The organism is Youngiibacter fragilis 232.1 (assembly GCF_000495435.3).
Taxonomy (GTDB): Bacteria; Bacillota; Clostridia; order Clostridiales; family Clostridiaceae; genus Youngiibacter; species Youngiibacter fragilis.
The window spans coordinates 20,139-32,061 of the sequence record NZ_AXUN02000177.1 but is presented as its reverse complement, the minus strand read 5'-3'; the positions used below and the strand labels follow the sequence as shown (position 1 = coordinate 32,061).

General features: G+C 45.5%; 10 protein-coding genes. All 10 read right to left on the bottom strand.

Annotated elements, in window-relative coordinates:
- Positions 1-172: 172 nt before the first annotated feature.
- Positions 173-379, bottom strand: coding sequence for a DUF2922 domain-containing protein (locus T472_RS10150; RefSeq protein ID WP_023387487.1), 207 nt, complete (start codon positions 377-379; stop codon positions 173-175).
- 13 nt (positions 380-392) lie between these two features.
- Complete coding sequence (locus tag T472_RS10145; protein WP_023387486.1) at positions 393-614, bottom strand: DUF1659 domain-containing protein; 222 nt, start codon at positions 612-614, stop codon at positions 393-395.
- A 95-nt stretch (positions 615-709) separates the two neighbouring features.
- A complete protein-coding gene (locus tag T472_RS10140) occupies positions 710-1,837 on the bottom strand; it encodes a glycosyltransferase family 4 protein (RefSeq protein ID WP_023387485.1) in 1,128 nt (375 codons plus the stop codon).
- 28 nt (positions 1,838-1,865) lie between these two features.
- On the bottom strand, positions 1,866-2,735 hold the full coding sequence (gene rfbA, locus T472_RS10135) for a glucose-1-phosphate thymidylyltransferase RfbA (protein ID WP_023387484.1): 870 nt from the start codon (positions 2,733-2,735) through the stop codon (positions 1,866-1,868).
- Between the two features lie 12 nt (positions 2,736-2,747).
- Positions 2,748-3,638, bottom strand: coding sequence for a dTDP-4-dehydrorhamnose reductase (gene rfbD / locus T472_RS10130; RefSeq protein ID WP_023387483.1), 891 nt, complete (start codon positions 3,636-3,638; stop codon positions 2,748-2,750).
- Between the two features lie 35 nt (positions 3,639-3,673).
- Positions 3,674-5,398 carry a glycosyltransferase gene (locus T472_RS10125; protein WP_023387482.1) on the bottom strand — a complete coding sequence of 575 codons (1,725 nt, stop codon included), beginning with the start codon at positions 5,396-5,398 and terminating at the stop codon, positions 3,674-3,676.
- 2 nt (positions 5,399-5,400) lie between these two features.
- Entirely contained in the window at positions 5,401-7,854 is a 2,454-nt protein-coding gene (locus T472_RS10120; RefSeq protein ID WP_023387481.1) for a glycosyltransferase family 2 protein, read from the bottom strand.
- Positions 7,841-9,610, bottom strand: coding sequence for a glycosyltransferase family 2 protein (locus T472_RS10115; protein WP_207643965.1), 1,770 nt, complete (start codon positions 9,608-9,610; stop codon positions 7,841-7,843). The genes T472_RS10120 and T472_RS10115 overlap by 14 nt, the downstream gene beginning before the upstream one ends.
- A gap of 47 nt (positions 9,611-9,657) precedes the next feature.
- Positions 9,658-11,058, bottom strand: coding sequence for an undecaprenyl-phosphate glucose phosphotransferase (locus T472_RS10110; RefSeq protein ID WP_023387479.1), 1,401 nt, complete (start codon positions 11,056-11,058; stop codon positions 9,658-9,660).
- A gap of 7 nt (positions 11,059-11,065) precedes the next feature.
- Positions 11,066-11,920, bottom strand: coding sequence for a glycosyltransferase family 2 protein (locus T472_RS10105; RefSeq protein WP_023387478.1), 855 nt, complete (start codon positions 11,918-11,920; stop codon positions 11,066-11,068).
- Between the last annotated feature and the right edge of the window lie 3 nt (positions 11,921-11,923).

The following is an 11,923-nucleotide window of genomic DNA, read 5'->3' as shown; positions in this document are numbered from 1 at the left end:
CTTTTTCAGCAGTGTCTTCATGAATTTAATGATTTCCTTCTTTTCCATATGCATCCCTCGACTTTCCTAACACCATACTATCACAAACAATATGCAATATTGTTACACAAATGGAACCAAGCTATTAATATTGAAAAGGCAAAGGCCCATCCTGCTTGGATGGGCCCGGGGTCTAGACTGCCATTGTTTCCTGCCTGGTGATTACAGCCGAGTCAATTGACTCGAGCTCCTGGTCACCTTCAAAGAGGACATTCTTTGTTATGAGGAGGTTCATGAGCTCCTGTATCTCGAGCTCAGTCACATCTGTCCTTACCTTAGGGATCCTCACTGTAGAGTTCCTGCCTGCCTTGTTCACGAATACCATAGAAAGACTGTTCATTCTCCATTACCTCCTATACAGCTGCCAGTGAGCTTACATCTTCTAGCTTGTAGCTGAAGGTCGCCTGTTCTCCAAGAGAAGAGATCTTTGCGGCTATCTCGTGGATATCCTCTGGAAGGGCCGCGGTCTTGAAATTCCTGAACCTCCTTGACTCATAGGTAGTCTTGCCGTTGACTACCTCCTTGATGTAGGTGATGAGCAGGGCCGTTGTTTCCTTGTTTACCGATACTGCCATGTTTATCAGCTCCTTTCACACACTAAATATGCGCATTAAGGTAAAATGGCAAAAAAACTTGTTTGAAAAACGAAAAAAAGGGCACACAGCCCTTTTCATCTTTCATAAACCTTCATCGTTTCGTCAAGCATACGCTGAAGGGAATATCTTTCACTTATCAAATCATATGTCCGGTTAGCGGCGATCCTGGCTGTTTTGGTATTTTGCAGCATCCATTCCATGGCTTCAGCCAATTCCTCCGAGCTTCCGGGTTCAATTATCCTGTAAGATCCAGAGTCTCCTTCAGCAAGCACTCTCCTAATGTCTCCAACATCCGTTGCAACAATCGGCAGTCTGTGCCTGACAGCCTCAAGGATCACAAAAGGAAACCCTTCCTTTACTGATGACAGGATAAGGCAATCGAATGCTTCCATCAGTTTCTCTGCGTTTTCCACATATCCTGTAAATATTACCCCGTCTCCGGACAAAGACGTTATCTCATCCTTCAGCCTGCCCTGCCCCACCAGTACCAGCTTCAGCTTTTCCGAATTCGATTTATTTCTGATCATATCAAATGCCTGCACAAGATATCTGTGACCCTTGGTCTCATAGAAATTCGCTATGGATCCAAACACATAATCGTCATCCTGAAGTCCCAGACTCTGCCTGATCCCGAAAATTGCGGCACTATCTTCCCTGTAATCAGGATGACTGAAATCAATCCCATTGGGTATGAATGCTGTCTGACTTCCTGACCTTATGCCGAGTGATACAGATGTTTCAAGGTCACGACTTGAAACAACAATAAGGTCAGTCGATATTGAAGCAGCATATTTTTCTATCATCCTGTATAATGCTTTAGAGATACGACCCATGGGTTCATTGAAGACAAATCCGTGAGCGGTATATATGTTTTTCGGCACTCCCGCTTTGCTTGCTGCGAGCCTTGCAAGAAGACCCGCCTTGGAGCTATGGCTGTGAACAATATAGTAGCCCTTCTCCCTGAACTCCCTTACCAGAAAACTGTATGTCTTCAGGTCATCTGCCAGGGAAACCTCCCTCTTCAGAGAAGGTACTTCTATGGCAGATATCTTAGCCTTTCGAAGTTCTTCAGGAAGGAGCCCGCCAGGACCGCAATAGACTGTTATGTCGAATTTGTCTGAAAGCCCTTTCGAAAGCAGCAGTATATTCTTCTGTGCCCCACCCAATTCCGATTGAGTGACTACATATGCGAGCTTTTTCAAGCACCTTCACCTCAATTTGGCAGACAGATTACCTTGGCTCGTTCGCTACATGCACAAGGTACTGGCCGTACTCTGTCTTAAGCAGTGGCTGAGCAAGTTCAAGGAGCCTCTCCCTTGTAATGAATTTCTTCCTGAATGCGATCTCCTCGATACAAGCTACATATAGGCCCTGCCTGGTCTGGACCGCCTCAACAAAGTTAGCGGCGTCAAGCAGTCCTCTGTGCGTCCCTGTATCAAGCCATGCCATTCCACGGCCGAACAGCTCAACCTTGAGCTTGCCCCTTTTCAGGTACTCATTGTTGACAGCAGTTATCTCCAGCTCGCCTCTCTTTGAGGGCTTTATCATCTTTGCTATCTCCACAACATCATTTCCGTAGAAGTACAGACCTGGTACGGCATAGTTGGATTTTGGCTCTTCAGGCTTCTCCTCGATTGACAGCACATTCATGTTGTCATCGAACTCAACGACTCCAAATTCAGTCGGATTGCTGACATGATAACCGAAAATCGTTGCTTCTTCCCTTTCAACAGCTGCCTTCAGCCTTTCGGAGAATCCATAGCCATAGAATACATTGTCCCCAAGGACAAGGGCAACCTTGTCATTCCCTATGAACTCCTCACCGATTATGAATGCTTCTGCAAGGCCATTTGGAGCATGCTGTACGGCATATGAGATGGAGAGTCCATAATCGCTTCCGTCTCCCAGAAGCTCCTCGAAGGACCCGATGTCCCTTGGAGTTGATATTATGAGGATCTCCCTGATCCCTGCCAGCATGAGCACAGACAGCGGGTAATAGATCATAGGCTTGTCGTATATCGGAAGTATCTGCTTTGAAACTGATTTTGTAACTGGATAGAGTCTAGTACCGGATCCTCCGGCGAGTATTATACCTTTCATTCTCACTTCTCCTTATTGCTGCATCTTTTCGAACGATATCATAAATGACTTAAGCGCATCCTGCCATGGCCTCATATTGTCTCCCACTGTAACACGGAGCATCATGTTGTCAAGTGATGAGTACGCAGGTCTTCTTGCAGGCCTTGGGAACTGGTCAGTGGAGACAGGAGCTACCGTCGCTTCAATTCCTGCATATTCTATGATCAGAGATGCAAAATCATACCATGAGCATTCTCCGGCTCCTGTGCAGTGATAGACACCATATTCTTCTGTTTCTGCCAACTTCAGTATATGGTGACAAAGGTCTTCCACATTTGTCGGATTTCCCGTCTGGTCATCAACCACCTGAAGTGCGCCTCTTTCCTTTCCAGCCTTCATTATAGTCTTTACGAAGTTTCCGCCGTAAAGCCCATAAAGCCATGAAGTCCTAACGATGAAATGCCTTGAACAGAAAGTCTTCACATTCTCCTCACCTGCAAGCTTGGATTTTCCGTATATGCTTTGGGGGTCCGTAAGGTCATATTCGGCGAATGGCACATTTCCGGTTCCTGAGAAGACATAGTCCGTGGATATATGTATAAGCCTTGCACCAATCTCTTCAGCAACCATGGCCAGATTCCTTGGCCCCAGGGCATTTACCCTGAAGGCTCTGTCCCTGTCGGTCTCGCAGCCGTCTACATTGGTGTAGGCAGCTGAGTTTATGATTATGTCAGGCTTTATTCGTGCAGCTGCAGCCCTTACCGCTGAAAGGTCTGACACATCAAGTTCCTTGCTTGAATATCCATACACCTCGGCACCGATAAAGCATTCGGGTATGTCCCCAAGCTCAGTCTTGCCGATCTTAAGTATTTCCGACAGCTGCGTTCCAAGCTGGCCTTTGGCTCCTGTTATTAGTATTCTCATTTATTCCCTCCTCATTGGCATAATAGGATTGGTCTTTAGTCCTTGATGGAAAAGTCCGGTTTTACGAGCGTAAGGTTTGGATTATAGTATGGATCGCCCTTTTTCAATATTTCCGGCCATCTTTTTGCAAATCTCTCAACTTCGCTGTTGAACCTTTTTGCCTTTTCCGGTGTATCATCCAGTCCCCTTGACTTCGACTCATAGTGGAAGAGCTCAGCATATGGTGTGTATACCACAAGTTTTCCTGAACTTCTCACCTTCATGCAATAATCTATGTCATTGAAGGCTACCTCCATCTCTTCTGTGAACCCGCCCACACTCTCAAATACGCTCTTCTTAGTCATCAGGCATGCTGCTGTGACAGCGCTGTAGTCCTGAGCAGAGTTCTCCCTGTTAAGATACCCCGAATCGCCTTTCTTCAGGCTTACAAATGCATGTCCTGCTATTCCGCCCAGTCCTATTATGACTCCTGCATGCTGTATCGAACCATCTCCGTAATACAGCTTCGCTCCTACTATACCGACTTCTTCTCTCATACAATGGCCAAGCATCTCTTCAATGCAGTCATGATTGATGATTTCTGTATCATTGTTAAGCAGGAGAAGATACTCTCCCTTGGAGAATCTGACTCCATAGTTGTTTATCGCAGAATAATTGAATGAACCCTTATATTCAACAACTTTAATGTTATCATGTTCCCTGGAGATTCTGTCATAATATTCGAAAGTACCCTTTTCAGTGCTGTTGTTCTCAATTATTATGATTTCAATATTTTCATATTGTGACTTGTCAAATAATGAGTTCAGGCACTTATCAAGGTCATCTATGTGGTCCTTGTTAGGTATCAGCACTGATACCAGAGGATTATCATTCACTTTGTATTTTGTTCTGTAAATGCCGCTCACACCAGTTTCTGACACTTCAGCACCAATGCCCATTCGTCTGTAATGGTCACTCAGGATCCTGATGTGGCGGGCGGCTGGAATCTCATTCTTTGAAGCTGTTTGCTTTGCATGATATAGGACCTTGGAGATGTGACCTATTGCTGCATTGCTTTCAAATACCCTGAAATAAAGATCCAGGATACACCCCTCTTCATATTCGCTTTTGAACCCACCAAGATCCTTGACCAGATTTATCGCTATCGCCATGGAATTTGATATATAATCTGTGCTTCTCAAAAGGTCCAGATTGAAGTCAGGTTTGAAAATCGGATCGATATGTCTGATTCCGCTTGCCTCAACCATGTCTTCATCAGTATAGACTGCAGAGTATCCGAATGTTCCGATTTCACTCGCGATCTCAAACAATGCATTCGGAGCAAGCTGGTCACCTGGCCGCATGAAGAGAATGTAATCACCGCTGCATTTTTCAACTGCATTGTTCAACGCTTCGGCCAAATGTGAATCTTTATCATATCCTTTAACGACAACTACCGATTCACCCAGCTTCTGGTACTCACGTCCAATAACAAGCAGTTCCCAGTTAGCATAGGTCTGTTCAGTGAGTGAAAGGTACGTACCTTTCAGTTTTTGCTGATAATCATTGCCAGGCATGACTATAACACTGAACTTCGCTGCAAATGGCAGCCTGTTTTCCGCTTGGGCATCAAGTACCGATTTATCAGGAGCATGTCTCAAAAACCACTTGTTGTAATCTGCCTCAACTCCAAATGCCTTCTGTACCAGATGAACCATGAAGCTCCTTAATCCGTGACGTTTATAGAACCTTGCAGCCCTGAACAATTTATCCTTAATCAATTTCATACCTTCTTCAAATGATAGTCATTCCTATTCAGCGAAAGGTTACGGTTGTACATCGGGTCACCCTTTGAAAACAGGACCTTCCATCTTTCCCTGAATTTTTCTTGTTCATTCCTTATCTTGACCTGACTTTCTTTCCCTGAATCATTTACCGGTCTCACAGGCTCATATCTGTATGCCTCCGCGAATGGATTGAAAACTGTCAGCTTACCTGATTCTCCAATCCTCAGGCAATAATCAGAAACAGTAAGCCCTGTACTGAATTCTTCTGAAAATCCTCCTGCATTCTTAAATACCTCTCTGCTCGTCATGAAGCAGGATGGATTTGTAATGCTGTAGTCACTTGCTGTTATCGCGCGGGCAAAATACCCGTTATCATACCTGGATTGACCCTGAAAGGCATTGCCGGTGATCCCATCCATATTTACGACAGAGCCCGCATGGTAAATTATGTCGTCCTCGTAATACAGCTTTGCGCCTACGGCCCCTACGTCGTTTCTCCTTGAATACCCAAGAAGTTCCTCAAAGAATTCATCAGTGATGATGGAAATGGTGTCGTCCATGAAAAGAATATATTCACCATTTGAGTTTTCAGCCCCGAAATTTCTTGACTTTGAGTAGCTTTTCTCACCTCTGTAGAAAACCACCTTTACTTTTGGAAACTTTGCCTGGAGTTCATCATAGAACGAATACGTACTACCTTTTTTGCTGCATGTATCAACAATTATAATTTCATAGTTGTCATAAAGGCTCTTGAATTCAATCGCACTGATGCACCTCTTGATATCCTTGATGCTGTCATTGCTGGATATTATGACGGAGACCAACGGCTCGGTAGCTGCATGGAAGAATGTCTTGTATATTCCATATATTTTCGTAAACTCAACATGTGCATCAATCCCCATCCTGGAGTAATGCGCATCAAGCGCTTTCCTCGCAGAATCATATGCGTAAAGCTTGCTTTCAGGATTCTCAGCAACTGAGTCCTTATGCGATCTCCAGTGGTACAGGATCCTTGGGATATGATGTACCTTCTTGGCCTGTTCTGTGCATCTCAGGATCATATCATAGTCCTGGGACCCGTCAAATTCATTCCTGAAAAGTCCGACTTTATGCATGAGTTCCCTTTTTGCGACAAAAAGATGAGTAATATAGTTCATGCTTCTAAGAAGGTCAATGTTGAAGTCAGGCTTGAAGTGAGGCATGAAGTATGCGGAGCCGTCCATCGTCAGCTTGTCCTCGTCCGAGTAAATTACGTCAACTTCAGCATCATCCTGTATTGCCATTGCACACTCAAACAGCGCATCAGGAGTAAGCAGGTCATCATGGTCCACCAGAACTATTAAATCACCTGTTGCAAGCTTTATCGCTTCATTGGTGTTGTCTGATATCCCCAGGGACCTCGAAGAGACAGTGTATTTTATTCTCTCATCCCTCTGAGAATATTCTCTAAGTATCCCAATGACCGGAGTATCTGTTCCGCTGCCCTCGCACATGCAAAGTTCCCAATTGGAATAGGTCTGGGATGTAACCGAGTCAATCATCTCTCTGAGGAAATTTTCCGGAGTCTTGTAAAGAGGTACGACTATGCTGAACTTCGGCCTGGAAGTAAAACTGTACTTACGCTGTGCATCAAGCTCCAATTCGGACCTCGAGTGATACTTCAGCCACTTCTCATATTCCGCAGCCGATTCAGCCTTCCCCCTCACAACCTGCAGGGCTTTCAATGCTGTCCACCTTATTCCATGCTTCTTAAGGTATCTCAGTCCCTTGACAAGCTTGTTTTCCTTTTGTGAATATGCACCTTTACGGGCTTTTGCCAGGTCTACATCATATTTTGCTGTCAGGTCGCCTGATTTGAATATGAAATTCAGCTTCTTTCCGCTTGGCGAATCGACCTCGACCTTGAATCCGCAATATTCGTATAGTGGAGCTTCCTTGAAAGTGGCTGCGACATCCTTCCTGCTGAAGAATTCGACATTGATATCCATGTCACGCCCATTTTCATCCTGCACCGAAACATCAATTTCATCAATGGAAGCAACCCACCCGGAAAGGATGCATTCCCCATTTTCAATCATTACGGTGTCAACACAATAGGGCATCTGGTTCTTAATCAGCTGAATTTTTTTAGCAGATGCTTCAAAAGAAGATATCCTTTCATCACCATTAACAGTATAGATGATCAGTTTGCCGTGTACATCAAAGTCCTTCGGCAGGTTTATATATAAGTAGTATTCTTCGCTTATGTTTGCCTGATGCACAAGATGCCTTTGTCTGACATCATATCCCCTGTACTTGTCAATTCTGACTTCCAGCCTTGTCTTATCCAGATATGCTTCTATGCCGTTCTTTTCAGGGTTGTTTTCAGCGAACCATCCTCCTATGACTAATTTGTCCTTGTCAGTAAGATGAAACCTTGCGTTGGATACCTTGAAGTTATTGCTTATCATTATTATCTCCTAATACTCTTTTCATTCGTGGAGCTACAGGCACAACCGGAAGCCCATCCTCAAGGTTGAGCCTGGTATTTGAGTAAGGATCTGAACCATTCGACTGGCTGAAGCCATTTATATCAAAAGCTTCAGTCTCTTTCAGCTCAGCCTGCACATGAGGGTCGTACACATTTAGCAGTCCGGCGGCAAAGCTCCTCACACCATAGTCAAAACAGGTTTCCAGCATATCGGATGACTCGCTGAATGTTCCTATAAGACCAAAACTGGACCTTGATATCGCAATCAGTATTCCATCGGCTCCAAGGATATTACGTGTGACAAGAGGTGATGCGAAGGGTGTACCGTAATGTACTGAAGGCGACCCTTTAAACAATCTCCTCAAGGCTCCATCCGGAAGTACGGTGACACCGGCACTGAAAATCGTGCCGTCATCTGACATAACTCTTGACCCAACGATACCTGTTCCAATCCTTGCAGCCTTTTCAGCAAGCCTATCCATAAATCCAATGGACAGTCGCGTTACTCTCGCATCAATCAGTATCAGAATATCACCGTCAGCTTCATTTATACCCTTGTTTGCTCTTGCACCAAAGGTGCTTGCCCCTGAAGTGTCAACTACTCTTACCGTAGGGTCAAATCTGCCGCTAATATCTTCAGCAGCTTCCCTTAGTACGATTATTTCATACCTTGAACCTGTTCCAGCATTCGCGATTGCCTTTATGCATCTCCTGATATTTTCAGCACCGCTTGTCCCGTCGATTATCACCGAGACAAGAAGATTTTTCCGATTTGTCGGATACCTCGCATCATATACATACCACTGGTCTGTCTCATCTGCACGCGCACCTTGTCCGAACATCCTCTTCAGATGACCGTCCAGAGCCTTCAAGCCGGCAATGTGGGCATACGGCTTCGAATCCGGATTCATGGCTGTTGATGACGGCAGCTCCCTCCAGGAGTAGAGGACCCTTGGAATATGCCATAAACGGGAGGTGCGTTCTGACATCCTGAGCGCAAGGTCATAATCCTGAGCACCGTCGAATTCCTTCCTGAAACCTCCGGTCTCGAAAAAGAAGTTTCTCCTGAATGCGAAGATGTGGCCCATATACATCTGGCTTCGCAGAAGGTCAGGTGACCAGTCAGGCTTGTAGAACGGCGCTTTCCTGATTCCATCCTGGTCCGTCTTGTCTTCGTCAGAATATATGACATCGGGAGCGGATCCTACAATCGCTTCAGCTATATGAAGCAAGGCGTTCCTGTGGATCAGGTCATCATTGTCCATCATGACAATGTATTCGCCTGATGCCTCTTCGGCACCTCTGTTGCTGGTTCCTGATATCCCCAGGTTTTTCTCGTTCCTTGTTACTTTTACCCTGGAATCGGAAATTGAACCAAGGTATTTTGTAACCCTTTCATCTGTGGAGCAGTCATCGACCAGAATCAACTCGAAATTGTCATAGGTGCTTGAAAGCACCGACTTTACAGCTTCATCCAGCCACCTTGTATCGACATTGTATACCGGCATGACTACAGATATCCTGGGTTTCCTTGAAAGTCCATTCAGCATCCCATCAGTATCCAGGTACTCCTCTTCATCATATGAGTAACCGCTTGATAATGACTCGGCGAACAGCCTGGCCTTTGACTTGTCGAGTGCCCATCTTATGCCGCGCCTTCTGACCCCTTTTATAAGCCTCACGGCATACACGGGATCCTTTATGGCAATCTTCATAGCCTTTTTAATTTTTCCCATCCCACTTAACAATGCCATGATGACCACATCCAATCAGTCAAAATCTTCTAATAGGCGTTTTCCTTTACCTTCCTCTTGAAGAACGTCATGAGGAATATCCTTGCATCGAAAACCAGGCTCCAGTTCTCTATGTAGTAAATGTCGCATTCGATCCTCCTGACTATCGAGGTATCGCCTCTCCAGCCCTGTACCTGAGCCCAGCCGGTTATTCCCGGCCTTACCTGGTGCTTTATCATGTACCTTGGGACCTCTTCCTTGAACTTTTCCACGAAATAAGGCCTTTCAGGTCTGGGTCCGACGAGTGACATGTCACCCTTTAGCACATTGAAAAGCTGAGGCAGTTCATCTATGCTTGTCTTCCTGATGAAATTGCCTACCTTGGTCTTTCTCGGGTCATCCTTGGTTGTCCACTTGTCATGCTCCTCTTCATCCGTCTGCAGCCTCATTGACCTGAACTTGTACATGTTGAAGGGCTTCCTGTTGAGCCCCACCCTTTCCTGCACGAAAATTACATGTCCAGGCGAATCGAGCCTGACAAGAATTGCAACTATCAGAAGCACTGGACTTATAGCAAGCAGGCCAAGCCCTGAGATCAGTATGTCCAGCAGCCTTTTTACGAATGCATATAAAGGATTGTCTAATGGTATGTACCTTATGTTTATTATAGGCAGCCCGTCCACATCCTCGACAAACGGCCTTGCGGGAAGGTATCTGTAGTAGTCAGGGACGATATAGGTCTTAACTCCGGCCTTTTCGCAAACCCTTATTATCTTGTCAACTACCTTGTACTCATTCAGCTCAAGTGTAATGAAGACCTCGTCAGCATTTTCCCTTGTTATGACTTCCTCAAGGTCGGAAAGTATCCCAAGATGCCTTGCGGGAAAATCAGCATCAACGATTCCCGTGCTGATCACACCTATTATGTTGTATCCCCAGTGCCTGTTTGCAGCCATGGAGGTTATTATCCTTCTCGATGCATCGCTGTCACCGACGAGGATGATGTGCTTCAGGTTATACCCCTTCGCCCTCATTCGCCTGAGCATGAGCCTGATTAAGCCCCTCTCGGTTATCATGAGCAGGTTGACAAGCACAACATGTATTGCAAGCATCACCCTGGAATAGTGCATCTGCTTGGAGAGGAACAGGAACAGGACAAACATGAATATCCCTGTGCTGTTCGCCTTCACTATCGCATAGACCTCCTCGGAGAAAGTGTTCTTCCTCTGAGGGTCATACAGCTTGAAGAGATACAGGCTGAGTGCGAAAAAAGGCAGGAACATAACTACCGGATTGAAATAATCCCAGAATGAAAGTATTCCGGGGAACCATATTGGCACGATCCCCGAGTGGAACCTCAGGTACCATGACGCTGCTATGGATATGAGGATAGCCGCCATGTCCAGCACAAACTGCAGCATGTTCAATATCTTCTGGTTTTTCTTGATCACGGCAAAATCACCTCTTCAGCGAATTTATTGCTAGGTCAAGGGCCATTTTCCCCTTTATACCGGCATACATTGCCAAAGAGACACCCTTCCCGTATTTTTCCTTATAGTGCTTTTCGTAGAAGATCCACATTGAGTCGTAGAACTCCCTTATGGACTCCTTGCGTCTCTTGTTGAAGCTTGCTTTCTTGTAGTGCGTTATGACTGCTTCTGGATAGTATATTATTCCGTATCCGGCTTCCACCATCCTGTAGCACCAGTCGATGTCCTCACCATACATGAAAAAGTCCTCGTCAAGCAGACCTACACTGTCAATTACTTCCCTGTCCACCATCATGTATGCACCCATGATGCACTCCACCATACCAATCTCATCTTCGTCAAGATACGTAAGATTGTAGGCTCCGAATGTCCTGCTTGCCCTGAATACCCTGTCAAGGTACATGTAGTGCCAGACTGAATTTGAAGGAGTCGGAAATGACCTCTTGCAGGCCTTGTCCAGTCTCCCGTCCGGAAGCACCACCTTGGCACCGAGGACCTTGATGCCTGTGGAATCCATGTATTCCATGGACCTGTCTATGGCACCTGACCTTGCGATGGTGTCAGAATTCAGAAGCAGTATCCTTCTTCCTTTTGAGGCCTTTATCCCGATATTGTTTGCCTTCGAGAATCCCAGGTTCTCACCAGTCTCTATAAAGACTATATCCTTCCTTCTCCTGAAAGCCTCTGCGCTTCCGTCGGAAGAACCGTTATCCACCAGTATTATCTCGTAAGAATGACCCTTAACGGTATTCACAACGGAATCTATGGCCTTTCCGGTAAGCTCACACGTATTGTAGTTGACAATTATTATTGAAACGTCCATAGG

Coding starts and splice junctions, on each gene's coding strand:
- rfbA (WP_023387484.1), bottom strand. CDS start 2,735: ATGAAAGGTATAATACTCGCCGGAGGATCCGGTACTAGACTCTATCCA.
- T472_RS10105 (WP_023387478.1), bottom strand. CDS start 11,920: ATGGACGTTTCAATAATAATTGTCAACTACAATACGTGTGAGCTTACC.
- T472_RS10145 (WP_023387486.1), bottom strand. CDS start 614: ATGGCAGTATCGGTAAACAAGGAAACAACGGCCCTGCTCATCACCTAC.
- T472_RS10150 (WP_023387487.1), bottom strand. CDS start 379: ATGAACAGTCTTTCTATGGTATTCGTGAACAAGGCAGGCAGGAACTCT.
- T472_RS10115 (WP_207643965.1), bottom strand. CDS start 9,610: ATGGGAAAAATTAAAAAGGCTATGAAGATTGCCATAAAGGATCCCGTG.
- rfbD (WP_023387483.1), bottom strand. CDS start 3,638: ATGAGAATACTAATAACAGGAGCCAAAGGCCAGCTTGGAACGCAGCTG.
- T472_RS10120 (WP_023387481.1), bottom strand. CDS start 7,854: ATGATAAGCAATAACTTCAAGGTATCCAACGCAAGGTTTCATCTTACT.